The sequence below is a fragment of the Corynebacterium sp. ACRPQ genome (genome assembly GCF_022347225.1).
Lineage (GTDB): Bacteria > Actinomycetota > Actinomycetes > Mycobacteriales > Mycobacteriaceae > Corynebacterium > Corynebacterium tuberculostearicum_D.
The window spans coordinates 1-25,835 of record NZ_JAKRNF010000025.1 but is presented as its reverse complement, the minus strand read 5'-3'; the positions used below and the strand labels follow the sequence as shown (position 1 = coordinate 25,835).

Sequence of the window (25,835 nt, the reverse complement as noted above, 5' to 3'; positions counted from 1 at the left end):
CCTGGTGAGAACCCTGGTGAGAATCCGGGTGATGAGCCTGGTGAGAACCCGGGTGAGAATCCGGGTGATGAGCCTGGTGAGAACCCGGGTGAGAATCCGGGTGATGAGCCTGGTGAGAACCCTGGTGAGAACCCTGGTGAGAACCCTGGTGAGAACCCTGGTGAGAATCCGGGTGATGAGCCGTGGATTACCACCAACGCTGACTTCGAGAAGGGTTCCCACGCAGTTGTTGCTGGTGCCAAGATTGTTGACGAGGTTTCCTACGAGGGTCTGGTTCCGGGTAAGGAATACACCCTGAAGGCTGAGCTCATTAACAAGAAGGACGGCAAGTCTGTTCTGGGTACCGGTGAAGCTACCTTCACCCCGAAGAAGTCCAAGGGCATGGAGCCTGTCACCATCACCGTTAACGATGATGTGAAGGAGCCTGTCCAGGCTGCGGTTGCGTTTGAGGAACTGACCTCCACTGAGGTCAACGACAAGGGTGAGGACACCCCGGACGTAACTCCGGAGAAGCCGAACCACATTGCTGAGCACAAGGACATCAACGATGAGGATCAGACCGTAATCTCCCACGAGGTTCACGATCAGGACACCCCAGGCGGTTCTTCGGATGGTTCCTCTAACGGTTCTTCCCATGGTTCCTCCAAGGGCAAGACTCCGTGGTGGCTCATCCTGATTCCGGGTATCGGCCTGGGCAAGATCATCAAGGATCACCACGACCACAATGACCACGGCAGCCACAACGGTGGCCACGGTGACAACACCGGTAACCACGATGGTGGCAACGGTAAGCACACCGACGGCCACAATGGCGGCAATGGTCACGAGGACAAGGGTCAGGATGCTCCTCAGGGCGGCAACTCTGACAATGGCCACGGCCGCAGCGTCGAGGTTCAGGGTCAGCAGCCTGAAGAGACTGGCAACGCACTGCCATCCAACGCCGAGCGCGTTGAGATTAAGTCCGTACCGTCCGGCGCAACCGAGCTTGAGCCGGGTATGCAGGATTACATCAAGTAGTCCATAAGCATCGGTGAGGCGGCCCGCGGGTCGCCCCACCGGGGTTGAGACTTAAACACCAAAAATCCCCTCCAGGGTGTGACTGCACACGCTGGAGGGGATTTGCATATAACCTGCACAAGGTAGACAAATCGAGGAAGTAGAGGAAGCTAGCTATGGGAAAGCACGCGCAACCACAGCAGCCGGAAGACAATGGAATGTCGAAGTATCCGGCGAGTGGGGAAGAAGGGGGCGTCGGCAAGCGGGGCATGGGCCGTGGCAAGCTGATCGCTATTATCGCGGCCATCATTGTGGTGGCATTGGTCTTGTTGCAGGTAGTGCTGTACCTGGCGCGCGATGATGAGGATGAGGCTGGTTCGGCGCCGGAGACGGTAGCCAGCGAGAGCGCCTCGGAGGAATCCGGGCCGAAGTCCGATGCCTTCGTGGATGATTCGGGCCAGCAGGAGCACGAGTATGAGGCCGCGCCTGGTGAGTTCAAGGGCTTTGAGGGCATGTCCGTGGGTATCGATGGCGAATATGCGGCCGTAGACCCCGTACAGGTCACGGACCAGGGCGTGCTGCTTCCGCCACACGACGTCACCCGCGTGGGCTGGTACTCCGCCTCCGCTGTGCCGGGTGAGCCGGGCAATGTGGGCTCGAGTGTGATTACCGGCCACATTAACTACCAGGGCCAGGGAACCGGTTATGCGGAGAAGTTCACCAAGCTGAAGAAGGGCCAGGAATTTACCGTGGTCATCGACGGCCAGGAGCGCACCTTCCGCGTAACTGAGGCGCCGTACCGCCTGCCTAAGGGCTCCGGATTCCCGGATGTGGTTAACGATAAGGAAGGCGAGAACCGTCTGGTTCTCATTACCTGTGGCGGCCAGTTCGTTGGTGGCGCACTGGGTTATGAGGACAACATCATTACCGTGGCGGAGCCGGTAGGCGAGCCAGAGCAGCCCGCCGAGCAGCCGGCAGGGGAGGCTCCGGCCGAAGCCTCAGCCGAGGCACCGGCTGAGGCACCTGCAGCCTAGGCTGAACCTTTTAAGGCGCCCTGTGGAATTGCCCACAGGGCGCCTTCGCCTATCCGGCTCACCTGGCATGTAGGTGGTGGGGTTGGGACCTAAATATGAAATAATTTAAGGCAGTAAACGCCGCTGCCTGCGGCTTAGAAGGAGCATTTTCATGGATAATCCAGGCGAGATCGCCGGTTATATTGGCACGCCGCTGACCAGCAATGCCACCAAGGTATTGCTGCTGGGCTCGGGCGAGCTGGGCAAGCAGCTGGCCATGTCCTTCCAGGACCTGGGCTTGGAGGTCCACGCGGTGGACTCGTATGCGGGCGCGCCGGCGCACCAGGTGGCGCAGTATAGCTACGTCGCCGATATCAAGGACGCCGGGCGCATCCTGCAGCTGGCACAGGAGATTCAGCCGCACTTTGTGGTTCCAGAGGTAGAAACCGTTGCGGTAGAAGCGCTGGAGGAGATGGAGGCGCATAGCGACGCCATCGTGGTCCCCTCCGCCCGCGCCTGCGCCATGACGCAGGACCGCCAGTGCGTGCGCGAGGTGGCGGAGAATATCGGGCTGCCGGTTTCCGCGTATCGCTTTGCTAGCTCCGTGGAGGAGCTCGAGGAAGCGGTGGGGGAGCTGGGCTTTCCGTGCATTATTAAGCCGGATGTGTCCACCTCCGGCAAGGGCCACATGATTGCTCGCGATGAGGAGGATGTGCGCACCGCGTGGGAGACCGTGCGGCGCGTGTCCTCGGATTCGCAACGCGTGGTGGCCGAGCGCTTCGTGGACTTTGACCTTGAGGTCACCCTGCTGGCTATTCGTTCCATTGATCCGGCCACGGGCAAGTTGGCTACGTGGTTTAGCGAGCCCATCGGTCACCGCCATGAGCGCGGCGACCTCGTGGAGGAGTGGCAGCCCACCGGCATGAGCGAAATCGCGCTGGAAAACGCACGCTCGGTGGCCGCGCGCATCTCTAATGAGTTGGGCGGGCGCGGCGTGTACTGCGTGGAGCTCTTCGTTTCGGGCGATGATGTGTACTTTTCCTCCGTGTCCCCGCGGCCCTCGGATACGGCGATGCTGACCTGCTATACCCAGCGTTTTTCCGCCTTTGACCTGCATGCGCGCGCGATTTTGGGCTACCCCATCGACGCCACCCTGGTCACCCCTGGCGCCAGCGTGGTCATCCACGCGGACGAGGAGTTAAATGAGGTGGCCTATACCGGCATCGCCGCGGCCCTCAACTACGCGGAAACGGATGTAAAACTCTTTGGCAAGCCCGGGGCCTACAAGGGCCGTCGCATGGGCTTGGTGTCTGCCACCGCGGAAAGCGCGGAAGAGGCGCGCGACCGCGCAGCACTAGCGGCGCACAAGATCGAGGTGACCTCCACGCCGGGCCTTTTGGCCCAGGGCGGTGCGCGCGGCATCGAGCCGGAGGCGGACAATGTCCCCGATATCGAGGTCGTGGAGTACGAGGGCGGCGTGGAGCTCGACCCGAAGCTCGCCTCCGGCGTGGACGACGCCGACTAGGGAGCGGGGCGCAGCATCGGCTGGTGGGGGACTCCCTCGTCGTCGAATAGCTCGCCTACCGGAGTAAAACCAAAGCCGGCGTAATAATCCACGAGGCCGGCCTGCGCCTCCAGGTAGAGCGGCTGGCCTGGGTGCATGCGCTCGCCTAGGTCGACGGCCGCCTGGAAGAGTTCCCGGCCGAGGCCCGTGCCGCGCGCGGCGGGCGCGAGTGCGAAGCGGCCGATTTGGGCGCCGGCGGCGTCGGCAAGCGCGGCGTCAGTGGGCGCGGCCGGAAAGACGCGGGCCGTGCCAAGCAGCTCGTGGGTGTCTGCGTCCCAGGCCAGCAGGTGCACGGTCTGGGGATCGGCGTCGGTGGCGTCAATCTCGGCGTATGGGCAGCGCTGCTCGTGCACAAAGACGTCCACCCGCAGCTTGTAGAGCTGGTGGACGTCCAAGGCCGCCAGCTGCCCCAGGGGCGCGGCGGAAATGATATGCGGCACGGATTAGGCCTGCGGGCCGGCGTGCTTGACCATCTCGTCCCACTCGACGATCTTGATGCGCTCGCGGCCGTGCGGCTCGCCAGCGGCGCGCTCGGCAGCATCCAGGCGGTGCCAGCCTTCCCAGGTGGTCACGGCGATATCGCGGGAAGCCAGGAAGTCCAGGATGTCCTGCGGATCGCGCTTGGTGGCAGGCTCCAAGTCACCAGCCTTGTAATCGGCGATGAGCATGGTGGTGGTGTCCTTGGCATCCGACTTGGTATTGCCAATCAGGCCGACCGGTCCGCGCTTAATCCAGCCAGTGGTGTAAAGGCCCGGGATCTTCTCGCCGTCGACATTGGCTAGCACATGGCCGCCGTCGTTGGGCATCGTGGCCTGAGTCTCGTCGAAAGGCACGCCGTCGACGGACTGCGGGTGGTAGCCTACCGCGCGGTAGACGGCCTGGACCGGCCACTCGGTGTACTTGCCGGTACCGGTTACGGTGCCATCACCATTGAGCTCAGTGCGCTCGGTCTTGAGGGCGGTAACGTGCCCGTCCTCACCCAGCACCTCTACCGGGGACTCAAAGAAGTGGATGTAGAGCTTGTGCGGGGCATCGCCCGGCTCGCGCATGGCGTAGGACTCCAGGGTCTGGCACACCAGATCGGTGGACTTGGCGGCGCGGCGGGCCTCCACAGATGCCTCGTCGTACTCGATGTCCTCAGGATTGACGATAACCTCGATGGTCGGGGACTCGTCCAGCTCCTTGAGCTCCTTCGGCGTGTATTTGGCCTGCGCTGGGCCGCGACGGCCAAATACGTGGACCTCCTTGGCCCGGTTCTTCTTTAGCGCTGCGTAGACGTTGTCCGGGATCTCAGTAACCAGCAGCTCATCTGCGGTCTTGGCCAAGATGCGGGAGACGTCGAGGGAGACATTGCCCACACCAACCACGGCGACGGACTCTGCGGAGAGATCCCAATCGCGTTCGAAGTTGGGGTTGCCGTCATAAAAGCCCACGAATTCGCCGGCGCCATGGTTGCCCTTGAGATCCTCGCCCGGGATGCCCATGCGCTTATCGGCGGTGGCGCCGGTGGCGAAGATGATGGCGTCATAATACTCGCGCATCTCCTCGACGGTGATGTCCTTGCCCACCTCGATATTGCCTAGGAAGCGGATCTCTTCCTTTTCCATAACGTTGTGCAGGGACTGCACGATGCCCTTAATACGCGGGTGATCCGGTGCCACGCCGTAGCGGATCAAACCGAACGGCGTCGGCATCTTTTCAAAAAGATCGATCTGCACATCGAGGTCGGATTTCACTAGAAGGTCAGAGGCGTAAATGCCTGCCGGGCCGGAGCCGACCACGGCGACGCGCACTGGGGTAGTCATGTGCTTAGGGAGTCCTTTCTTTCGTTGTGCTGCATATTCTACGCGGTCACTATGCGATAAAAACCACAGCGTTACTAACCCCAGTTTAGGGAGGTCACGATGGGGCATAGGAGGGGGTAAATCGCGTACAGTGGAATAGTCACCGCGTGTTAATAACTGTGATGGCTGACATGAAGTTATGACACGCGTTAATTGTGTTCAAGTGACCGTGACTGAAAGGTAAATTGCATGTCTGCATCCCATTCCGCAGTTATTAGCGCTATCGGCCGTGGCTTCGATGGCCTCGACGTGCCCGCCTTGGCTAAAGACCTAGGCGCGGAGCTCATCCGCCTCGAAGACTTCGATGCCACCGTCGCCGCCGTACTTGCTGAGGCTCCCGCCGCTGAGAACATCGTGGCGCAGGGCACCGGCGATATCGCCTTCGATGCTGAGGTAGCTGCCGCCCTTGGCCTGCCGCTGGCCATCATTTCCGGCGCCCCGCAGCGCACCGGCGAGCTTGCCCAGCACAATGCGGAATCCCTGGGGGCTACCGTCGCTGGCATCTTCACCGATCTGGAAGCGGTTCCGGGCGCACTTGCTGCGCTTGGCGACGTCTCCCCGGTCATGTCCGCAGACCTCTTCCAGAAGCAGCTCATTGACCAGGCCCGCGCCGCCGGTTCGCACATCGTTCTGCCAGAGGGTGACGATGACCGCATCCTCGAGGCCGCCCACGTGGTGCTGCGCGATAAGGTTGCCAAGCTGACCATCCTGGGCGACGAGGCTGATATCAAGGCCCGTGCCGAAGAGCTCAAGCTCGACCTGGCTGGTGCCGAGATCATCAACCACCTCGAGTCCCCGTTGGCAGAGGAATTCGCCGCCGACTTTGCCGAGCTGCGCAAGAAGAAGGGCGTCACCCTCGAGCAGGCTCGCGAGACGATGAAGGACATCTCCTACTTCGCCACCATGATGGTGCACAAGGGCTTGGCCGATGGCATGGTCTCCGGTGCTGCTCACACCACCGCCCACACCATCAAGCCTTCCTTTCAGATCATTAAGACCAAGCCGAACGCTTCCGTGGTCTCCTCCATCTTCCTGATGGTCATGCGTGGCCGCCTGTGGGCCTTCGGTGACTGCGCCGTCAACCCGAACCCTACTGCCGAGCAGCTGGGCGAGATCGCCATCGTTTCCGCACAGACCGCCTCCCAGTTCGGCATCGACCCACGCGTGGCCATGCTGTCCTACTCCTCCGGCACTTCCGGTTCCGGACCGGACGTTGACCGTGCAGTGGCCGCCGTCGAAGCCGCCAAGAAGCTGGATTCTTCCGTCAAGGTGGATGGTCCGCTGCAGTTCGACGCCGCCTGCGACCCAGGCGTTGCGGCTAAGAAGATGCCGAATTCTGACGTTGCCGGTCAGGCCAACGTCTTCGTCTTCCCGGACTTGGAGGCCGGCAATATCGGCTACAAGACGGCACAGCGCACCGGCGGCGCGCTCGCCGTGGGCCCGATCCTGCAGGGCCTGAACAAGCCGGTAAACGACCTGTCGCGTGGCGCGACCGTTCCGGACATCATCAACACCGTTGCAATCACCGCTATTCAGGCTGGAGAGAAATAAATGTCATACGTTCTGGTCCTTAACTCAGGTTCTTCCTCCGTTAAATTCCAGCTGGTCGATCCCGAGTCCAGCGCCACGGATACGCCGCTGGTCTCTGGCCTGGTCGAGCAGGTTGGCGAGCCCCTCGGCGCCGTCACCGTCAAGACCGGTGGCGAGAAGTACAAGGAAGAGCTGGAGATCCCTACTCACTCCTTCGGCCTTGAGCGCGCTTTTGCCATCATGAGCGAGCACAACGTTGGCCCAACCGACGTGGATGTCATCGCCGTTGGTCACCGTGTTGTTCACGGCGGCCGCCTCTTCTCCGAGCCACAGCTCATCGTGGACCAGATTGAGTCCATGATTGAAGACCTCATCCCGCTGGCTCCGCTGCACAACCCGGCCAACCTGGACGGCATCCGCGTGGCCCGCAAGATGCTGCCGGATATCCCGCACGTTGCCGTCTTCGATACCGCCTTCTTCAATACCCTGCCGCCGGCTGCTGCGCTGTATGCCATCAACAATGAGGTGGCATCCAAGTACGATATCCGTCGCTACGGCTTCCACGGCACCTCTCACGAGTTCGTCTCCCAGCAGGTGCCGGCCCTTTTGGGCCGCGACCCGATGCATACCCACCAGATCACCCTCCACCTGGGCAACGGTGCTTCTGCTGCGGCTATCCGCAATGGCCGCGCCATCGATACCTCGATGGGCCTGACCCCGCTGGCTGGTCTGGCTATGGGTACCCGTTCCGGTGACATTGACCCGGGCATCATCTTCCACCTCGTCCGTCAGGCGGGCATGAGCGTGGATGAGATTGATAATCTGCTCAACAAGCAGTCCGGTGTCAAGGGTATCTCTGGCGTTAACGACTTCCGTACGCTGCGCGAGCGCATCGACAACGAGGACCAGGACGCTTGGCTGGCTTATAACATCTACATCCACCAGCTGCGTCGCTTCATCGGTTCCTACATGATTTCCTTGGGTCGCGTGGACGCCATCACCTTTACCGCCGGTGTGGGCGAGAATGATACCGAGGTCCGTCAGGACTCCCTGTACAACCTGGATATGTATGGCATCCACTTTGATAAGGAGCGCAACCTGGTTCGTTCCGACCAGCCGCGCATGATCTCTACCGAGGATTCCCCGGTTAAGGTCTTTGTCGTTCCGACCAACGAGGAGCTGGCTATCGCTCAGAAGTCCGCCGAAATCGCCGCAATGGCGCGTGAGGCTGGCCTCTACAAGTAAAGGCTCTTACATCCAGTTGGAAGCTGGAATGTGAACGAGAGGCGTGCGATCCATAAGGGATCGCGCGCCTCTTTTTTATCTCTGAACCTAGTACAGCAAGCGTTTCGTTTATTTTGTTTATTCTGTAGGGTGGGGGTATGAAAGACTTACAAAATGGCGGGACAACTCGGGGTACCAGCCCAGCGGAAGAGGCTTTATTAAGGCTCAATTCTGTGTTGGAGGCAGAAGATTCACCGACACCAGTGGATATATTCGTGCAAGGAACCGAGCAAATAATCGCAATTCCGCGAGAGATCGCCGAAACCCTGCAGAAAGTTCTCGCCATCGAAGCGGCAGGGAAATCGGTCCACGTAGTGCCCGAGGAATCCGAATTCACCACGCAACAGGCAGCAGACTTTCTCAATGTTTCGCGGCCACACGTTGTAAAGCTTATTGATGAAGGGAGCCTTCCCGGCTACAAAGTTGGGTCCCATCGCCGCGTGAGTCTTGCGGATCTGCAGAAGTACAAGAATGAAAGAGATGCCAGTCAGCGCCGTGCCGTAGCTGAATTGACAGCCTTATCGGAGGACCTGGAGCTTTATTAGTGGGGCGGTTGACGGTTGTTTATGACGCCAATGTGCTCTACCCGAGCATGCTCCGTGATGTCTTGATAAGGGTGGCTGGTAGCGCTGTATTCCGTGCCCGATGGACGGAGAGAATCCTAGATGAAGTCTTCTTTAACTTGCAGCGTAATCGCCCTGATTTAAACCCTAAAAAGTTATGCCGCACCCGTAGATTGATGTGTTTGGCGGTCGAGGACTGTCTTGTGACTGGATACGAGGAATTAATCGATGATCTATGGCTACCAGATCCGAATGACAGGCATGTCCTAGCGGCAGCAATTAGTTGTGGTGCTCAAAGTATCATTACTGAAAATGTAAAAGACTTTCCTTGTTCCATTCTTGATGGTTTTGGCATTAGGCGGCAGAGCGCCGATGAGTTTTTGTGCGAGTTAATCGCTTCCTCGCCCGCGATTGTGCAGCAATCGATTGGGGACGCGGCTGCCGCTTTTCAAAAGCCACCGCGAAGTGTGGACGAGGTTCTAACGGCATTAGCGTTATCGGGAACACCGAGGGCAGTTGAAATGCTTCGTTCTTGAACTTTTGAACGTGTCGTCTGATTTATGCAGTGCAGGATGGCCTAGAAAATGTGCCGCTTGTGGGGCGGCTGTACGAGCCTGTGTAGCGATTAGAAGGTAGTGACGGGGCGGACCTGGTTGGCTAGGTCAACGAGCGCGTAGCGGTGGCGGCTAAACGGTGCCTGGCGCGCGAGGGCGCGGAGTGTCTCGGAGAGACCGGTGCGCAGGCCGCGCTGGGTAAAGGCGTATTCGAAGAGGTCGTTGGGGGAGGCGGCGCGCGAGAGATCGGCATTGCGCAGGAAATTGAGGCCGGCGGAGATGACGGCGATCTTGATCTGGAGGAAGCGCGGCTCGTTGGTGGGGACCTCTTCGAGGCGTCGGGCGGCGCGGCGGATGCGGGACTCGGAAAGATCGTGGACGATGAGCTGGAGGATCGTCGTCAAGCGGGCCATGCGATAGTGGCGCGAGGCATTGGGGACCTTGTCGAGGACCACAACGGCTACCTCCACCTGCCCCTCGGAGCGCAGCTGGCGGGCAAGGCCAAAGGAAGAGGAAACGGTGGTGGGGTTGGTGGACCACACAATGCCGTAAAGGCGCATGGAGTTAAAGCGCAGCGCGGCCGGATCCTGGGTGACGTGGTTCCAGATTTCCGGCTGGCCTTCAAAGGCGGAGTTGGGGAGATCGGCCAGCGTGGAATGCATATTGGAGCAGGCGCGGGCCACGGTGGGGTCAATAAGCGCGGTATCGCTATAGTCCAGCTGCTGCAGAATGAGTTCATTGATGGCGGCGATGGCGAGCTTGGGCGCCGCCTCGCCCGGCAGAAGATCGAGGACGGTGGAGAAGTATTTCTGGGCGTCGCGGTAGTCGTCGTGAAGCAGCTCGGTAATGCCGGCGTACCACTGGAAACGCCAGTCGCGGCCAAGGCGGTCTTCGATGGAGCTAAGCCACTGGCGGGCTTGGCCGGTATAGCCTAGGTCGATCATGGAGCGCACCACGCCCAGTGGGATTTCGGCCGAGTGCTCGTACTCGGGGGTCTGCATGGCCTGGCGGAGGGTCTCCAGGGCTTCCTGTGGCTCCGCATAGGAAGCGCCCTGCAGCAGGCCGGCGCCCACGTCATCGCGGTCCAGCAGTGGGGTAGGCAGGGCGGAGACGACCTCGGGGGCGGTGATTTGGACGGTGCGATCGATGCCGTCGATAAGCTGATCCGTGCGGAAAACCAGGTGCTTGGTGCCGAAGGTGGTACGTTGCGGCGAGAACAGCGAATGCTGGGAGGGGTATTGCAGGCCGTCGCGGATGGCAATGACCTCGCGCAGCACGCCATAGAGCTGGGTGCGCAGCTCTTTAATGGAGGTAAAGCGGCGCTCCGGATCCGGGTCGGTGGCGCGCTGCAATAGGCGGTAGAGCGACAAGAAGCGGCGCAGCTCCGGCTCTTCGGTCGGGGTGGGGATGCCCGGGAGGTAGACGCCGTCCTCGGTAGGCAGCTTGAGGCAGAGCGAAGCCAGGGTGCGGCCGATGGTGTAGATATCGCTGGCGATGGAAGGGCCCTCGGTGGCCACTTCCGGGGCCTGGTAGCCCTTGGTGCCGTAGATATAGCCAAACGCGCCGATGCCGGAGACCGCGCCCAGATCAATGAGCTTGACCTGGTCCTCGGTGACGATGATGTTATCCGGTTTTAAGTCGTTATAGACCACCCCGCGCGAATGCAGGTACTCCAGCGCGGGCAGGATTTCTAGGATATAGGCGATGGCGATATCGACCGGCAGGAGCTTATCCGGCTGCTTTTTGCGCCTGCTTCTTAGCGACGGCCCGCCGACATACTCCATGACAATAAAGCCGCCGGGCACCCGGGCGTCATCGATGAAGTTGAAAATCTTGACGATGCCAGGGTGGGTAATATCGGCGAGGAATTCGCGTTCTGCCACCGCAGCGGCGGTTTCGTCGGCCGATTTTTGGGCTTGCATACCTTTGAGGACCACCACTCTTCCGGAGACAAAGTGATCATTGGCCAGGTAAATCCAGCCCATGCCGCCGTGGGCGATAACGCCCAGGATTTCGTACTGTCCGGCCACCATGTCACCGGGCTGTAGCTGTGGGGGCGGAATCTTCTTGCCGGAGGATTCCTCGGTGGGGTCAATGAGCGCATCGGTGGGCTCGGCCGGGGTGATAAAGGGCAGGCGCACCATGCCATCGGCCACGCGGCGCTCGGCGCGGTGGGTACCGCGGCGCTCACGGAAGGTATCCAGCGCGCGCCGGCGCGAGCGCTGCGAGGAGTCCTCCTGGGCCTTTTGGGCGCGCTGTTGTTCGCGCTGGGCGCGGATATTGTCTAGGTCTGCTAACAGGGTGGAAATGTGGTCTGGGTCGATGGAACCATCGCCGTCTTCGTCTTCGTCCGCGAAGGGATCGAAAGCCACAGCAGCGGTGCCGGTTTCCTCTCCGAACTCCTCGTCCGCGAAGGGATCAAAGGCCACGGCCGCGGTTCCTTCTTCGTCCTCGTCCCCAAACGGGTCGAAGGGAACGGCGGCGGTGGCTGGGCCGTCGTCCGAGGGGGCATCGCCAAGCGCATCAGGCTCTTGCGCGGAGTTGGCCGCATTGGTGGGCTGGCGGAAGGCGCGTTGGGTATCGAGGTTTTCAGGCTCGATGTACTCGAGCTCGTCATCGCTGAAATTCGGGTTATGGCTCATGGCTTAGCGTCCTCCTCGATGTACTTTCCGGCCGGCAGGGTGGGCTCTTCCAGGTAGGCGCCGAGCCACTCCTCAAAGATTGTGGACCAAGTGCCGTCGCGGCGGATGCGTTCGAGCGTGGAATTTATTTGGCGCAGCAGCGGGCGGGTGTCATGCTGCTTGCTGGGGCGGCGGACGGCCACGCCGTAATTCTCGGTCTCTAGCGGCTCGCCCACGATGGAGGTATAGGAGTCTTGGGCGGCCATGCCGGAGAGCAAGGCATCATCGACGACGATGCCATCGGCCTGGTTAAGCTGCAGGGCCATCAGGCAATCGCCCCAGGAACGGGTAACCAAGATATCGGACTTGGGGGCGTGTTCGCGGATGGTTTCCAGCGCGGTGGACGCGCCCACACCGCATAGGGTCTTACCGGCGGCGTCCTTCACGGACTTAATGCCGGAATTGGTAAGCACCAGCATGCGGGTTTGGGTGCTCATATAGGGAATGGAAAAGGCCACGTCGCGCTCGCGTTCCGGGCTAATGGTCATGGTGCGCACAATCATGTCCACCGCGCCGGAATGGAGGGCATCGACGCGGTCGGAGGATTCCACGAAGCGGAAGTCCACCTTATTGGGATCGCCAAAGATATCGCGGGCAATCTCGCGGGCGATATCCACCTCGAAGCCGCGCACGTCGCCGGAGGCGGCATCGCGGTAGCTCATCAAGTTATTGGAACGGTCGACGCCCACGATGAGACGGCCGCGCTTGACGATGTCCGGCACCCGCTCCTTCGCCTTCTTATCATCCGGGCGGTAGCTGCCCTTGATTTCCTCATCAGAGGCGCGCTGCGCGGCGGTGGAGCCGGCCTTTTCAACCTTCGCCCCTTCCGGCAGCGGCGGGCCCGGTTTTGAATCGAGGGCGTGCTCGGCGGGCGCCTCCAGCGGCGGGGTGGAGCGAACATCGCAGGAGGCGAGCGGCAGCGCGGCGCAGGCGCAGGCAAGCGTGGCGAGGGTAAGGCGTGTGCGGCGCATTAGAGGTACTCCTGCAGTCGGGGACGGATGCCCAGCCACACGGCAATAATGGCGCATAAGGTCAGCAGGAACACGGCCGAGGACACCGCAGTCATGGCGGTCAGTCCGCGCTCCAAGTAGCTGCGCATGGCGATGCGCGCCTGGCCAATGAGATCCGAGAGCTCCGCGTCGAGCTCATCATAAGAACGCGCCGCGGTCATCTCTCCGTTCTTGGGCTCGGTCGCCGTGGCCTGGTAGATGGCCTCGTCATAGTCGCCGTCTTTGAGCGCACCCATGAGCTTGTCGTGGGTACCGCGCCACTGCTCGGCGGCCGCCCGGGCGCTGTGGATGAGTTCTGGGTCGGTGACCTCCACGTCCTCATCATTGAGCGCTTCTTCATAATCCTCGAGGGCCCCTTCGATGGAGTTGATGGAGCTGGAAAAGCGCACCATCGAATCCTCCTCGGAGGAGCGCAGCACCAGTGCCAGGGTCTCAGAGGTGCGCGCCTGCTGCGCCTCAATCCGCGAGGCCGTGAGCGAATCCCACGGGCGGGAGGCCGTCTCAAAGCCCTGGTGGCCGGTGGACCAGGTGGCGAGGTTGGATAGCGCTACCCAGGAGATAGCCAAGAAAAGCAGCACGCTGGCCGTTAAGAAGCCGCGGTTAAAACGCCGGCGGGTCTGGCGCCACAGCCACCATTGGGCCACGGCGAGGAAGAAGAGCGCCGCCAAGAGGCCGGAGAGCGGCACCCACTGCGGCGAGGTGAGCTCTTGCTGCTGCTGGTTCACCTTGGCGGTGGTCAGCTGAAACAGCTCGGAGGCAGCCGGCAGGATACGCTCGCGCATGAGCGCCGAGGCATTGGACATATAGGAATTGGCCACCGCATTGCCCGCCCGGTGATTGGCGCGGGCCTTTTCCACCATTGCGGTATAGACGGGCAACTCGCGTTGGATAAAGGTCACCAGCTCGCGCACCCGACCATCCTCTTTGGTGGTGCCCAGCACGGATTCGGTGGCTGCCACCGAAGCGGCATCAATGGCTTCGTTATAGCTATCGCGGTTTTGCTCTGATTCCACACCGGCCTGCACGAAGCCGGTGGTTGCCACGGTATCGGCTACCGAAAGCGAACTATAAAGGTGGTGCGCCGCATTCGACATCGGCTCGGTGGTGCTTAGCAGCTCGTCCAAATCGGAATGGCGGGCGGCGGAAGATTGGGACATCGATAAGCCGGCAGCGCCTAGGGCTACGGTGAGAATGAGCGTGACCGTAAAAAGCTTGCCTGGGGTAGTGGAGGCGAAGTAGTAAAAGCGGCGCAGCAGGCGCGCCGGGCCCGCGAACCATTCCATGGCGCGGCTACTGAGCCCGCTGAAGGCCGGGCCGGTGGGCGCGGTAACCTCATCGAGCCAGTGATCGCTCGGGTGAGCGTGCTCGTCGTGCACGCTTTCTGCCCGGACTGCCTGCTCGGTCATTCACTTAGAATAGCGCCCGCAGTGTGCTGGGCGCCACCATATACCCGCGTGTGTGGCTAGGATAGGCAGCATGCATAACCCTCACAGTGGAGACGGCTGGGCGGCAGGCCCCGGCGGCATTCGCGTCTGGGGAAAATTTGGTGCCGCCGGCCTGTTCCTCGTTGCCGGGCGCAAGGTGCTCCTCCAGCACCGCGCCGCGTGGACCAATCACGGCGATACCTGGGGGATTCCGGGTGGCGCCCGCGATTTTGCGGAGACGCCTACCCAGGCCGCGCTGCGTGAAACCCATGAAGAATGCGCGATTGCACCCCAGGACGTAGAGGTGCTCGATGCGCGAGTAACGGCCGGGCCCTATCCCGCGGCGGGGGATCTGCCGGGGGAGTGGACCTACACCACCGTCCTAGCACGCACGCGCACCGGCGCACCGCTTCCTACTACAGCTAATGAAGAGTCCTATGAGCTGCGCTGGGTGCCTTTTGAAGAGGTAGAAAGCCTCCCCCTTCTGGCCGCCTTCCGCCACGCCTTTCCCACCCTGCGGGAGAGCGTGGAGGCATTAAACAGGTAAAGTTGCCGGATTTATGGCACGCTAGTGCCATGATCGAAGTAGAAGGACTGACTAAACAATATAAGTCTGTCCGCGCCGTTGATGATCTCACCTTTCAGGTAAAACCCGGCATGGTCACCGGGTTCCTGGGTCCCAATGGCGCGGGCAAATCCACCACCATGCGCATGATCCTGGGCTTGGACACGCCGACGGCCGGCAGGACGCGCATCAACGGCAAGCACTACCACGAGCTGAGGGAGCCCCTGCGTGAGGTAGGCGCCTTGCTCGATGCCAAAGCGGTGCACCGCAACCGCAGCGCCGCCAACCACCTGAAATGGATTGCGCAGTCCAACGGCATTTCTACTTCCCGCGTTGATGAGGTCTTGGGGCTGGTAGGGCTTTCCGACGTCGCCGGTAAGAAGGTCGGCGGCTTCTCCCTCGGCATGGGCCAGCGCCTGGGCCTCGCCGGTGCGCTGCTCGGTGACCCGGGCATCCTCATCCTCGACGAGCCGGTCAATGGTCTCGATCCGGAGGGCATCCGCTGGGTCCGCCAGCTCGTGCGTGCCCTAGCCGATGAAGGCCGCACCATTTTGATCTCCTCCCACCTGCTCTCGGAGATGTCCCAGACCGCCGATCACCTCGTGGTCATTGGTAAGGGCCGCTTGGTGGCGGACCAGCCCACCTATGACTTTGTGAAGGACCACTCGCAGTCCTCCGTGCTGGTGCGCTCCGACCATCTCGATGCCTTTAGCTCCGCGCTGCGTGCCGAGGGCATCGCCTTTACCGAGTCCACCGACGAGGAAGGCCGCCCCCGCCTGGTGATTTCCAACCAGACCACCGATTTTGTGGGCCAGCTGGCTTACTCCACCGGGGTGCCGCTTAATGAGCTCAGCCTCAAGCGCGCCTCCTTGGAGGATGCCTTCATGGAGCTTACTGGCGACGCCGTCCAGTACCACGGCTCCACCGGCGCCCCCAACCCGGGCATCGCTGGCACCGCTGGCGCCGCCACTCCGTTCGCTCGACCCACCCAGCAGGAGGTTTAATTCGCCATGCTGAATACCTTGAAGTCCGAATGGACCAAGCTGCACACCACCCGCTCCTTCTGGTGGACCACCTTCATATTCCTCTTCTTTGTGTGGGGCTGGGCTATCTTGAATGCTCGCCTTACCCAACCGGCAGAAACCCCCGAGGATGCAGCGTTGGGCATGGATGTTATCACCCCGGATGGCGCGGTGTCTGTTCTTTTCGGCCTCGGCCTGCCCGTGCTCATGATCCAAGCCATCATGATCGTGACCACCGAGTACCGCTACGGCACGCAGACCATCACGTTTATGGCTACCCCGCGCCGCTGGTCGGTGGCCTTGGTCAAGCTGCTCATGTACGCGGTTATCGCGGCCGCGCTGACCTTCATCGCCGTGGCGGGCGCCTACCTGCTTACCGAGCTTTTTGCCCACGATGAGGTAGCCGCGCAATTCCACCCTTGGGACGATGAGATGGGACAAAAGCAGCTGTGGAAGTACCCCCTAGCCGCCGCGCTCCTTGTCCTCTTCGCACAAGGCCTAGGCCTGCTGCTGCGTTCGACGGCTGGTGCTGTGGCTATCGGCCTCATCCTCTTCCTCGGCGTGGATAATCTTGTGGCCAGCATCCCCAAGGTTGGTAGCAAGCTGGTTAACTTCATGCCGTTCAAGTCTTTCCAGTCTTGGCTTTGGGAGATAGATCCGGTGGATGCTCCGTGGAAGGAATCCTGGGGATACTGCCTGGTATTTATTGCCTGGGCCGTTATCCTGTGGGTCCTCGGTGTCATCTTGCTGCAAAAGCGCGACGCTTAAGCATCTCACCGCTTAAGCTCTTTACCGCCCCGGCTGGCAGTTCATTCGCTGCCTGCCGGGGCGGTTACTTGTCTCCACAACGGCTTTCTTTTGAGGCTGGTGGCTAAGCCTAGAAGTTCGTCTGGGTTATCTGCGGGACGCTGTCAAGAAAGTGCCCTCTGTGCTGCGAGCACGAGGCGCACGAGGCGGGCGAGCGTGGCGGCGTCTAGCGCGTACTCGTAGTCTCCACCGCCCCCGTGGGCTTTGATAAACAGCGCGCAGGTGCGTGTCCTGGGCTTCATGAACAATGTCAGTCATTCCAACCCTTCTTATTCAATCCACCTTTGATTTGGCCCTTTGAGGCTTTCCGAGGCCCACCACGCAAGCAATAAGGTAGAAATCTGGAAGAAAATAATCCATCCAGTCGCTGCCCCTTGGAGGCTCGAAACGATTCCGGAAACGGTTAGGCCTAGTAGACATACGCCCGTTATAACGCCCCCAGCTGGGCTCATCGTCGTAGCCAAGAAAAAATAACAAACCCCACTAGCGCTATTAGGAGACAAAGCCATATAACCCATTCCTTTGAAGTGTCCCAGGTTTTGTTCCGTCTGAGTAGATGGGAAAATCTGGAATATGCCAAGAAAATTTGACCAGGATGCGAAGGACCGTGTGGTCCGTCTTGTAGAGGACCGTATCTTGGCGGAAAATATGTCGATGCAAGCCGCGTGCCAGGCAGTAGCTCCAAAGTTGGGGGTTTCATGGCACACGGCTCGTCAGTGGACCCAGCAGGCCCGTCGTGCGGGAAGCATCCCAGAACCTGTGCCTGAAGACTTGGCCGCGGAAAACGCGAGGCTACGCCGTGAAAATCAAGATCTACGCGACACCAATGAGCTACTGAAGGCTGCCTCGGCTTTTTCGCGTCGGAACTCGACTCAAAACGTCGGAAATGATCCGGTTCATCGATGAGTATTGGGATCGTTTCTCCATCGAGTTCATTTGCGAGACGTTAAACACCCACCGTGTTGGCGGTTTCATCACGTCCCGTGGATACCGCCAATCAAAAGCCCGTGGTATGAGTGCCCGCAGTCTTCGTGACGCTGCTCTAGTCGGGCACATCGCCGAGGTCCATGAAGAAAATTTTGGCGTCTACGGCATCCGTAAGATGTGGCATACTCTGCGCCGTGAAGGAATCGACATTGGCCGTGAGCAGACCGCACGCCTGATGCGTCTTGCTGGAGTCAGAGGCAAAGGTAAAGGTAAGTCTCCTATTACTACCCGCAAGCCGAAGGGACCAGATCTGCGTCCTGATTTAGTTAATCGCAAGTTCAACGCCCCGGCACCGGCCCGATTGTGGGTGGCCGATATTACTTATGTGCGCACTAGAAAAGGATTCGTGTACACCGCTTTTGTTACCGACGTGTTCTCCCGAAGGATCGTCGGGTGGGCACTATCTGATTCAATGCGTACCGAGGCGCTGCCGCTGCAGGCGCTTAATCAGGCGATTGTCAGCGCGAAGGAAACAACGGGGCTGATTCATCATTCAGATCATGGCTCACAGTACGTCAGCATTGTCTACAACGAACGGCTGGCTGAGTATGGAATTGCTGCCTCTACCGGGGCAGTAGGAGATTCCTATGACAATGCTTTGGCCGAAAACGTCAACGGTTCCTACAAAAATGAGCTGATTCATCGGCGGTCGTGGGACAGCGTGGTTGACGTGGAGATCGCGACGTTTGAATGGGTTAATTGGTGGAACGAGGTACGGCTTCACCAAAGTCTCGGCTATCGCACGCCAGCTGAGGTTGAGTCAGAGTTTTGGGAAACCAACCCGGCCCAAGAAATAATGGAAATCAAGGCAAATGCCTAGGAACAAAACCCGGGACACTTCAATCCACCAGACCTGCTCTCAGAGGGCTGATCCCGTGTCGACCTTCCATGATGCTGCCCCTGCCTGCGTTATCACTGATCTGACGATGCCCGCATTCCGGCGAGATTGTCTTGTGAAAACCGATGCTTAAGAAGGGGTGGCTGCGTCGATTCCTGCAGGGGCATCTTACATTGCTGCGTTCAATGCTCTCATCGCAATCGGCTCGATTTCCGGGTCTGGCCAGGGGCTCACCACCGAGATAAACGCCCCTTGGCGGTTTTCTCGGTCCAGCACCATATGCGCGCCGAAGCCTGAGGCGTAACCGTTATGCCACACCAGATGCCGATCACGCTCGTCTTCAACAAACCATCCTGCCGCGATAGATTCAGTGTCATCGGTGAAGCGAACACGGAATGCATCAGAGTAAGGATCCTCATTGGAGAGAAGGGCTGACAAGATCGTGGCAAAGTCCCGGGCACTTCCCCGGATCGCTCCAGCAGGTCCGTAGCCTTGTCCAGTCCAAGGCCGCTGTTCGGTGCCCCACACTGTAAAAGCTTTAACGTCATACGGAAGGTTACGCTGTCCCGGTTGCTGAGCTCGTAGGCGTGGACATCCCAGCGGTATCGCCAGCCTGTTGCGCACAAGGTTGAAATAGTCTGTGCCGTTGGCGGCTGCCAAAGCATGCCCTAACGCCGAGGCTGCGAGGTTGGAATAGCTGAAACGGCCAGGATTACTAACACGCGATTTTCGAAGCTGATTTATCAATGCCTCGACGCTCTCCGGTTGCGGGTCACCACCTATCAGTACAGCGACTAAAGCCCTGGCTGCTGCACGAGTTGCCCCACCTGTGGCCGGCAGACCCGAGGTATGAGTCAGACAGGACTCCAAAGTTGCTTCACCGGCGGCTGTTCCTGCCAGTGGGAGGTAGTCAGCAAGCCGGTTATGCGGTGATATGAGCCCGGCATGGACCATCTCGGTGTAAATCAGGCCGTTGAGAGCTTTGCTGATTGAACCTATGTGGAACGTATCGTTCAGATCACATCCAATGGTAGCGATGCGAGCACCTTGCGGACCGACTGCCGCGAGACAAGCTGCATACACGGGGCGGTTTAGCGGCAAGGCTTCCAACAATAAAGCGGCGAGAGAAGTGTCACCATTTGACGCTGACACGTTTGTAAGACGGGCAGGCCTCTTCATACCTGGTCAGCATACCAGCGCCGAATCTCGCAACCGCCCACTCTCGTATGAGGGTAGAAATGCAAAGAAAAGCCCCCGGCTACAACCAGGAGCTTTCAAGTAACGTTTACATTCTTACCACTAGAATGGGGCAGCTCTTTTCTCGTTGAACCGATCAAGCAGGTAGTGGCACCAAAGAAGTGCAGACGATAGTGCTAAATTAGCCTGACTGTCGCTGGCAGCACGCAGCCCGGCCATGCCGTGTCCTTCATCTGTGTCCTCTCGTCGCATTTCTGAAGTGCCCTCAACGATTTTGTTCATGGCTTTGCGGATTCCTGTGAGTCCTTGGGAAATTTTTCCCGCACCGTTGTCAACAACGATTCCTACCTCGGACATTGCATTACTGCATCGTTCGGCAGCTTGCATCTTCCGCACTAATTCTTCCGGGTGTCCTAGTTCCTGCAGCACGGCATCGGCAGTTGCCTCCATCAAGTCTTTAGAGAATCCGATTACCTCGAGGTTATCTCTGTCCCGGACCAGCGCCCTGTTGAGTTGCTTTATCTTACGATAGATTCCTTCCGTTGTTGATAGCCCATCAAGCTTCAGCTCATCCAGAGGAATGGCATCGCCGTGGGTTATTGTGTATGGGTTTTCTTTGAATTCAAACCCGTCTTCTTGGCAGGCAGTGCGAATATCAGAAATTTTCAGATTGAATTCATACTCATCGGAAAATTCATTAGTGCTAGCCATTCGAATTATCTGAGATAGGGAGCGCAGCCCCCTAGACGCTTGTTCCTGATCGCTCCAGTCAACCCGCTGAGACAGGCTAGAGAATATGCCCATTGAATCGTAAAGTCCTGGATTGCTTTTAATATCAGATGGATTCCTGTACTCAGGGTGAAAGAATCCATGACGGGCCCAGCTCATATACATATCGACTGGGGACACATACGGCGAGAGACTCAGAACAGCGCCTCGAATATTTGGGTTTACTAGATCCACTTTCCCTCTGACATCATTTTCCTCGATGCTTTGCTTCCTAGTAAGAGTTTATCTGGTTGCATTTTACAAACATTAATCTTGGATACATTCGACATTATTTTCTTGACCACTAGCCTTGCGATGGCTTATTCCGATGGGACAAACAGAAGGGCAAACCAGGGGTGCTTACATATGATGTTGATCACATATTGATAAAATGCATTGTTTATTCAATTCCTTGGTGGTATGATTTTTTCAAAAAAATCATACCACCAAGGAATTGAAGATATTTCATAAGGGTTTCCGCCAGTCGAAACATTCTTGTCGGGGGGAATTTTATACCTTACCCTTTAGGTATTAGAAATCGATACCTAAAGGAGAATTGACATGAAGGTTTATTCGAACGAGATCACGAGCAATGAGGCGTCAGCGATTATGGCGGCACTTCCCGACGGTAGGAGAAATACCTACCTGGGGATTGCCCAGAAGAACTCTTCCTCAGACCTAACCATTGCAGCCGCTCGATTATATATTTGGAATGGCTATCTTGCTTCCGTTGTGGATAGAGTAACTGGCGAGGTTGAAGTTTTACTCAGAAACTGCATTGATGCAGGATTTTCCGAATGGAATTGCGCTCCGCAGCAAAAGGGCTCTCGCGAGTGATTACTCTTTCCAGAAGGAGTGCTTTCGGAAATCGTAGCCCCAGTTGGAAATAAGCCGTTAACTGAATATGCCCACCTCGACACCGTACAGGGAGTTCCGGTGCACGATGATTATGTTGCTGGCCTAACTTTCGGCAATTGGGTCCACCTTTTGCCCAAGCCACACGCTCAGGGAAATAATTCCCGTGTCATTCTTTGGAACGAAGCATTAGAACCGAGGGTTCGGGGGCTGAACCGCGTAATTTTTCAGAAGCGCGCAATGTTTGTGAAAGATATGCGAAACCGCGCTACGCACCGACGCCCCTTGGTTAAAGATATTAGTGCGATCGAAAAAGTGCATCAGAGTTGCGTTGAACTTTCTAGAGCTATGAATCCTGAACTGGGCGAATGGATTCGTAACGAGCGATGGATTCCTGAAGCACTTGAGCAATCGCCGTTAAAATGAAGATGGCCCCATAAAATGGGGCCAGAGCTTAATTGCCTTTCGGCTTGATAACCCTAAGAATACGACTTTTTCTAGAAAAGTCAATTCCAACCCTCCGCGACGAAAGCCACCGTAAGCTTCCGTTTCGTAAAGTACACCCATCTGTACGCGCTGACCTGCGGCGTTGTGGGTTGTGCCGAGCGTGCTGCCGGAGTCCCTTTCAGTGTCCCTGGGGTAGGAGCGGCCGCATGAAGGTGCGCTCGTACCGCAGGACGCACTCGGACTCGTCTCGAATCCGGTCAGCGGCGATGAAGTCCGAGTGGGTGCCGAACAAGGTGCGGTACTGCTCGTAGGCAGCCAGGCTGGGGAAGCTGAACAGGGATTCCGCACGGTCACTCACACCTTCCGCGGGTAGGTAGTACCCGTGGTGGGTGCCGCCGTGTTCGTCGACATGCCGCATCCAAGCGCGGGCGAACTGTTCAAAGGCTGCGATCTGGTCGGGGTCGATGGTGTAGTGGACGACACAGGTGATCACATCCACAACGCTAGGCCCACAGGCGCTCATTGGGGAGCCTTTGTCTGTGCGCCTCGTGGTGCAGCACACCAATCTGCCTGGTTTACCTGCGGAAATGCGTCAGTTCGCCAAGTTGGCGCCGAGTTCAACGGTGAGAACTCCGACGGCGATGAGGAGGATGCCGAGGGCCATGGTTCGGGTGAGGGGTTCGTGGAAGATGACCCGGGCGAGGATCGCGGTGAGAGCTACGCCGGATGCTGCCCAGATGCCGTAGGCGACGCCAAGGGCCATGCCGTCGGCCAAGGCGAGACTTAAGGCGACGAACGCCACGAGATACCCCGCGATGACGCCGATGAACCATTTCTTCACCCGGCCACCGTCGGAGGCTCGTAGCGACATGGTCGCGACGACTTCGGACAAGATGGCGCCTGCGAGGAAGATCCATCTCATGAGTTGACTCCTGCTTCCTGGGCTGCGGTTTGCTGAGCTTTCTGGGAGCCGAGTTCGACGGTGAGGACACCGCTGATGATCGCAACCATTCCAAGACCCATCACAGCGGTCAGAGGTTCACCGAAAATCGCGGCGGATAGCACGGCGGCGAGCACGACCCCGCTGGCTCCCCAGATGCCATAGGCGACGCCGATCTGCATTCCTTCGCGCAGGCAGAAGGTGAGGAAGACGAAAGTGCCGATGTATCCGGCAGCAACCACGATGTACCAGGATGGGTGATTGAGCGCCGCCTTGAGAGACAGCGTCGCCGCCACTTCGGTAGTGATGGCGCCAGCGAGCAGGAACCACTGCTTCATGGGGTTGTTCCTTCGATCAGGGAGCGAATGCTGGAGACGACGGCTTCGAGATCCGCGCCGTGGAGGGTGGACACACCTGTGGCCTGGGCGCCCCAGAGTCCGTCGGCGGCGAGTCGGGCGGTGGTCAGCCTGGCTCGGGTGGCGGCGTCGAGATCGTCCGGGAGTTCGAGCCAGCGGCCCATCCGCGTAGTCCACGGTTCGGTGAGTTCGGGCCGATACGTCGCTTGGCCCCAGATGATGAACTCGGCGCGCTTGGCGGCCCCGTGGGCGGCGACGTGAACGTAGCTCAGGAGCCGCTCGGTGGCGTTGGCGTTCTCGAGGGGCTTGCCAAGGGTGGCAGTCATGTCGTTCTCGACGTTGGCCGCAGCGTGGTCGACGATCGCGGCGAGCAGTACGTCGCGGTTGCGGAAGTGATATAGCAATCCCGGTTTGGTGAGCCCGGCCTCGTGGGTCACTGCGTCAAGGGTAATGTCGCCACCCTCCGCTGCGTTCATGACGCGGAGGGCAGCTTCCAGGATCTCGGAGCGCTGACTGGTTCGCATATAGCTAACTTTACCATTTGGTAGGTGAAGCCTTCAACTGCGGGCGCTGGTAGGGGCACCTGGGGTACACCCTATTGTTATGTGAGTTTATGCCGGTAAGTTACGTGTAAATAAGATAGATTCGGCCATTGTTTTACACCTGCATAGTGGGGTTTAGGCCTTAGTTATGCGGAAAGGGGCCTTACCTCTCTTTGGTGGACACCTGATATCCATCCCAGTCGGGCTGGGGGATGGTAATCTACCAAACAGGGGCCAGGTCCCCCGCTTTGTGACGCATAGCCTAACCCAAGAATCAGACAACGGTAGAAGCACTTTCGAACGAACGATCTAGAAGGACAGGAAAGGAACGAAAGTACCCACCTGTTTGAGGTCAATCATTAGGTGCCAGAATTTTGCATTAGAGTCGACAACTCTATCGTTTCTGAGGCTGTTTTTTGAGTATTGAAAATTTTCCGGACATGAGATCTATTATCCCTGAGAATATTGCGATGATGCCTATCCAAGAACCTGTTACATAGATGAAAAGTGTGCCGAGGAGTATGGCTGAGCAGCTAACTACCTTCAACTGTTTAGCTCTTCTGTCATTGGATTCGTCAGGCTGATAGATCACGGCAATTATGAGATCAACAGCGCCAAAGGCTAGAAAAATATACGAGATGTTTGTGTAACCGAGTAAAGCAAAGACTCCCGAAATCACCAGCACGGCAATCCCAGCAAAGCCAATCAAACGGCTCATCAAAAAGCACTCCAAAACATTGTTTGATAGTAAACGTCTCCTTAACTCTATTCGAAAGGCGAGGTCAATCCAATGAAAAAGAAGGTAACGGGATTTGTGCTCGCTCTGAGCATTGCGCTCGGAGGGGCTCATTCGGCTGGGGCTGCCGAATCGACAACGGGAACTACCGAAAAAGTCGGTGCGAATGTCGAAGAAACCACTATCACTACAGAGGGAGCGTGACAACAATCAGTGGCCCTGATGGTGTTACGACATTGGTAGAAGATGCTGTGGCGAACACGATCACCATTAATAGCCCAAATGGAGTGACTGTTTTGAATCGTAATGAGGTGCTCGGTTTTGAAGAACAGGGTGAATACGGGCCGGTTACGGCAGCCCGAGCACGTGGAATCGTTACCGACTGGAGAGTCTACCTGTGTAATGCTGCGACTGCGGCTGTTGTAAGCGGACATGAAGCCACTTGGGTAAAAGCACTGAAGGTGGCGATAAATGTGGCTAAGCTTCATCCAGCAACCCGTGCTGCTCTTACTGTGGGGCATTTGGGGGCAGGCGTGTTCGTCTCAACACAGTGCTAGTAACCGTAGAATTTAAACTCAGGGATGGCCCCCTGCATTTGTCTTGCAAAGGGTCATCCCTGAGTTTTGGTATTAGAGATGGTTATATAGTGTGGCCTTACCAACGCTGAACCTGCGCGCCACCTCAGACATCGAAACGCCGGCATCCACCCACTCCGCGCTTGGACAAGCTTCTCATCTGCGAGTGATTTTGCCCGGCCTTTATAAACCCCGCGAGCTTTTCTGAGCAATCCTTTCCGCCTGGCGCTCGCGAATAGTCGAGCGCTTAAACTCCATCATGAAGTGCCCCGAGTTTTGTTCCTAGGCATTTGCCTTGATTTCTATTATTTCTTGCGGCGGGTTCTGCTTCCAAAAATCGGTTTCCACTTCGACTGGGGTTCGGTATCCCAAGCTTTGGTGAAGCCTCATCTCGTTCCACCATGACACCCACTCGAACGTCGCGATTTCTACCTCGACAACATCATCCCACCTGCGAGTATGGATCAGCTCGTTCTTGTAGGAGCCGTTAACGTTTTCAGCCAGAGCATTGTCATAAGAATCCCCGACAGTTCCGGTGGAAGCGGCAATCCCGTGCTGGGCAAGGCGCTCGTTGTAGACCACGCTGACGTACTGCGAGCCGTGATCCGAATGGTGGATGAGACCTGTTGTTTCCTCAGCACACACGATCGCCTGATTAAGAGCTTGCAGCGGCAACGCCTCGGTGCGCATGGAGTCTGATAACGCCCACCCAACGATCCGTCGGGAGTAAACGTCGG

28 protein-coding genes are annotated in these 25,835 nt (G+C 58.6%); 14 read left to right on the top strand and 14 right to left on the bottom strand.

Features of this window, described 5'->3' with window-relative positions; genetic code table 11:
• From MHY24_RS11360 to purT, 3 genes are all read left to right on the top strand, one after another.
• The coding region (locus MHY24_RS11360) for a VaFE repeat-containing surface-anchored protein (protein ID WP_239230755.1) at positions 1 to 1,017 on the top strand (1,017 nt) is incomplete at its 5' end.
• Positions 1,018 to 1,172: 155 nt separating this feature from the next.
• On the top strand, positions 1,173 to 2,030 hold the full coding sequence (locus tag MHY24_RS11355; RefSeq protein ID WP_239230751.1) for a class F sortase: 858 nt from the start codon (positions 1,173 to 1,175) through the stop codon (positions 2,028 to 2,030).
• A 151-nt stretch (positions 2,031 to 2,181) separates the two neighbouring features.
• Positions 2,182 to 3,534 carry a formate-dependent phosphoribosylglycinamide formyltransferase gene (purT, locus tag MHY24_RS11350; protein ID WP_239230748.1) on the top strand — a complete coding sequence of 451 codons (1,353 nt, stop codon included), beginning with the start codon at positions 2,182 to 2,184 and terminating at the stop codon, positions 3,532 to 3,534.
• Here the strand turns inward: purT and MHY24_RS11345 are convergent.
• The gene (locus MHY24_RS11345; RefSeq protein WP_239230744.1) at positions 3,531 to 4,013 is read right to left on the bottom strand and encodes a GNAT family N-acetyltransferase; all 483 of its coding nucleotides are present in this window, start codon (positions 4,011 to 4,013) and stop codon (positions 3,531 to 3,533) included. The two genes, purT and MHY24_RS11345, sit on opposite strands and share 4 nt — an antisense overlap.
• Before the next feature lie 3 nt (positions 4,014 to 4,016).
• Positions 4,017 to 5,378 (bottom strand): FAD-dependent oxidoreductase, encoded by a 1,362-nt coding sequence (locus tag MHY24_RS11340; RefSeq protein ID WP_239230742.1) that lies wholly within the window; start codon positions 5,376 to 5,378, stop codon positions 4,017 to 4,019.
• 228 nt (positions 5,379 to 5,606) lie between these two features.
• Here MHY24_RS11340 and pta point away from each other — a divergent pair, with 228 nt between their 5' ends.
• The 4 genes from pta to MHY24_RS11320 all read left to right on the top strand — a co-directional run bounded on the left by pta (position 5,607) and on the right by MHY24_RS11320 (position 9,330).
• On the top strand, positions 5,607 to 6,968 hold the full coding sequence (pta, locus tag MHY24_RS11335; protein WP_204610894.1) for a phosphate acetyltransferase: 1,362 nt from the start codon (positions 5,607 to 5,609) through the stop codon (positions 6,966 to 6,968).
• Positions 6,969 to 8,192 (top strand): acetate kinase, encoded by a 1,224-nt coding sequence (locus MHY24_RS11330; RefSeq protein WP_238801400.1) that lies wholly within the window; start codon positions 6,969 to 6,971, stop codon positions 8,190 to 8,192.
• Between the two features lie 137 nt (positions 8,193 to 8,329).
• Positions 8,330 to 8,776, top strand: coding sequence for a helix-turn-helix domain-containing protein (locus MHY24_RS11325; RefSeq protein WP_239230739.1), 447 nt, complete (start codon positions 8,330 to 8,332; stop codon positions 8,774 to 8,776).
• Complete coding sequence (locus tag MHY24_RS11320; RefSeq protein ID WP_367398061.1) at positions 8,776 to 9,330, top strand: PIN domain-containing protein; 555 nt, start codon at positions 8,776 to 8,778, stop codon at positions 9,328 to 9,330. The genes MHY24_RS11325 and MHY24_RS11320 overlap by 1 nt, the downstream gene beginning before the upstream one ends.
• Positions 9,331 to 9,419: 89 nt before the next feature.
• Here MHY24_RS11320 and MHY24_RS11315 read toward each other — a convergent pair whose 3' ends face one another.
• The 3 genes from MHY24_RS11315 to MHY24_RS11305 are packed head-to-tail and all read right to left on the bottom strand — an operon-like array spanning position 9,420 to position 14,445.
• Positions 9,420 to 11,990, bottom strand: coding sequence for a serine/threonine protein kinase (locus tag MHY24_RS11315; protein ID WP_239230735.1), 2,571 nt, complete (start codon positions 11,988 to 11,990; stop codon positions 9,420 to 9,422).
• Positions 11,987 to 13,000 carry a glutamate ABC transporter substrate-binding protein gene (locus MHY24_RS11310; RefSeq protein WP_239230732.1) on the bottom strand — a complete coding sequence of 338 codons (1,014 nt, stop codon included), beginning with the start codon at positions 12,998 to 13,000 and terminating at the stop codon, positions 11,987 to 11,989. Before MHY24_RS11310 ends, MHY24_RS11315 begins: the two co-directional genes overlap by 4 nt.
• Positions 13,000 to 14,445, bottom strand: a complete 1,446-nt coding sequence (locus tag MHY24_RS11305; protein WP_239230729.1) for a hypothetical protein — start codon at positions 14,443 to 14,445, stop codon at positions 13,000 to 13,002. Before MHY24_RS11305 ends, MHY24_RS11310 begins: the two co-directional genes overlap by 1 nt.
• Before the next feature lie 70 nt (positions 14,446 to 14,515).
• On the opposite strand from MHY24_RS11305, the gene MHY24_RS11300 reads away from it, so the two are divergent.
• Genes MHY24_RS11300 through MHY24_RS11290 form a run of 3 tightly spaced genes read left to right on the top strand, consistent with a single transcriptional unit; the run spans position 14,516 to position 16,818 of the window.
• Positions 14,516 to 15,010 carry an NUDIX domain-containing protein gene (locus MHY24_RS11300; RefSeq protein ID WP_239230727.1) on the top strand — a complete coding sequence of 165 codons (495 nt, stop codon included), beginning with the start codon at positions 14,516 to 14,518 and terminating at the stop codon, positions 15,008 to 15,010.
• 29 nt (positions 15,011 to 15,039) lie between these two features.
• A complete protein-coding gene (locus tag MHY24_RS11295; protein ID WP_239230725.1) occupies positions 15,040 to 16,032 on the top strand; it encodes an ABC transporter ATP-binding protein in 993 nt (330 codons plus the stop codon).
• A gap of 6 nt (positions 16,033 to 16,038) precedes the next feature.
• Positions 16,039 to 16,818 (top strand): ABC transporter permease subunit, encoded by a 780-nt coding sequence (locus MHY24_RS11290; RefSeq protein ID WP_239230723.1) that lies wholly within the window; start codon positions 16,039 to 16,041, stop codon positions 16,816 to 16,818.
• A 143-nt stretch (positions 16,819 to 16,961) separates the two neighbouring features.
• Here MHY24_RS11290 and MHY24_RS11285 read toward each other — a convergent pair whose 3' ends face one another.
• A complete protein-coding gene (locus MHY24_RS11285; RefSeq protein ID WP_239230721.1) occupies positions 16,962 to 17,099 on the bottom strand; it encodes a hypothetical protein in 138 nt (45 codons plus the stop codon).
• Positions 17,100 to 17,430: 331 nt separating this feature from the next.
• Here MHY24_RS11285 and MHY24_RS11280 point away from each other — a divergent pair.
• Positions 17,431 to 18,664 (top strand): IS3 family transposase gene (locus MHY24_RS11280; RefSeq protein WP_239230719.1). Its coding sequence is split into 2 segments (ribosomal slippage): positions 17,431 to 17,720 and positions 17,719 to 18,664, totalling 1,236 coding nucleotides; the frame shifts between segments, so codons are not numbered across the junction.
• Between the two features lie 186 nt (positions 18,665 to 18,850).
• Here the strand turns inward: MHY24_RS11280 and MHY24_RS11275 are convergent.
• Entirely contained in the window at positions 18,851 to 19,861 is a 1,011-nt protein-coding gene (locus tag MHY24_RS11275; protein WP_239230716.1) for a serine hydrolase, read from the bottom strand.
• A 120-nt stretch (positions 19,862 to 19,981) separates the two neighbouring features.
• Positions 19,982 to 20,590, bottom strand: a complete 609-nt coding sequence (locus MHY24_RS11270) for an abortive infection family protein (RefSeq protein ID WP_239230714.1) — start codon at positions 20,588 to 20,590, stop codon at positions 19,982 to 19,984.
• A gap of 618 nt (positions 20,591 to 21,208) precedes the next feature.
• Here MHY24_RS11270 and MHY24_RS11265 point away from each other — a divergent pair.
• Together MHY24_RS11265 and MHY24_RS11260 are read left to right on the top strand one after the other, a co-directional pair.
• Positions 21,209 to 21,484 carry a hypothetical protein gene (locus MHY24_RS11265; RefSeq protein WP_239230712.1) on the top strand — a complete coding sequence of 92 codons (276 nt, stop codon included), beginning with the start codon at positions 21,209 to 21,211 and terminating at the stop codon, positions 21,482 to 21,484.
• 99 nt (positions 21,485 to 21,583) lie between these two features.
• Positions 21,584 to 21,928 carry a hypothetical protein gene (locus tag MHY24_RS11260; protein ID WP_239230710.1) on the top strand — a complete coding sequence of 115 codons (345 nt, stop codon included), beginning with the start codon at positions 21,584 to 21,586 and terminating at the stop codon, positions 21,926 to 21,928.
• Positions 21,929 to 22,127: 199 nt separating this feature from the next.
• Here the strand turns inward: MHY24_RS11260 and MHY24_RS11255 are convergent, their stop codons facing one another.
• The 5 genes from MHY24_RS11255 to MHY24_RS11235 all read right to left on the bottom strand — a co-directional run bounded on the left by MHY24_RS11255 (position 22,128) and on the right by MHY24_RS11235 (position 24,505).
• The gene (locus tag MHY24_RS11255) at positions 22,128 to 22,442 is read right to left on the bottom strand and encodes an NIPSNAP family protein (RefSeq protein ID WP_174232238.1); all 315 of its coding nucleotides are present in this window, start codon (positions 22,440 to 22,442) and stop codon (positions 22,128 to 22,130) included.
• Positions 22,443 to 22,541: 99 nt separating this feature from the next.
• Positions 22,542 to 22,871 carry a multidrug efflux SMR transporter gene (locus MHY24_RS11250; RefSeq protein WP_003849969.1) on the bottom strand — a complete coding sequence of 110 codons (330 nt, stop codon included), beginning with the start codon at positions 22,869 to 22,871 and terminating at the stop codon, positions 22,542 to 22,544.
• Positions 22,868 to 23,227 (bottom strand): multidrug efflux SMR transporter, encoded by a 360-nt coding sequence (locus MHY24_RS11245; protein ID WP_048733039.1) that lies wholly within the window; start codon positions 23,225 to 23,227, stop codon positions 22,868 to 22,870. The genes MHY24_RS11250 and MHY24_RS11245 overlap by 4 nt, the downstream gene beginning before the upstream one ends.
• Positions 23,224 to 23,769: a TetR/AcrR family transcriptional regulator gene (locus MHY24_RS11240; RefSeq protein WP_034997557.1), complete on the bottom strand. Its 546-nt coding sequence runs from the start codon at positions 23,767 to 23,769 to the stop codon at positions 23,224 to 23,226. Before MHY24_RS11240 ends, MHY24_RS11245 begins: the two co-directional genes overlap by 4 nt.
• Positions 23,770 to 24,181: 412 nt before the next feature.
• Positions 24,182 to 24,505 (bottom strand): hypothetical protein, encoded by a 324-nt coding sequence (locus tag MHY24_RS11235; RefSeq protein ID WP_239230708.1) that lies wholly within the window; start codon positions 24,503 to 24,505, stop codon positions 24,182 to 24,184.
• A gap of 218 nt (positions 24,506 to 24,723) precedes the next feature.
• Between MHY24_RS11235 and MHY24_RS11230 the strand changes: the two genes are divergently transcribed.
• Positions 24,724 to 25,080 carry a hypothetical protein gene (locus MHY24_RS11230; protein WP_239230705.1) on the top strand — a complete coding sequence of 119 codons (357 nt, stop codon included), beginning with the start codon at positions 24,724 to 24,726 and terminating at the stop codon, positions 25,078 to 25,080.
• Between the two features lie 300 nt (positions 25,081 to 25,380).
• On the opposite strand, the gene MHY24_RS11225 is transcribed toward MHY24_RS11230, so the two are convergent.
• Positions 25,381 to 25,835, bottom strand: a 455-nt coding sequence (locus tag MHY24_RS11225; protein WP_239230702.1) for an integrase core domain-containing protein, incomplete at its 5' end; no start/stop codon positions are given.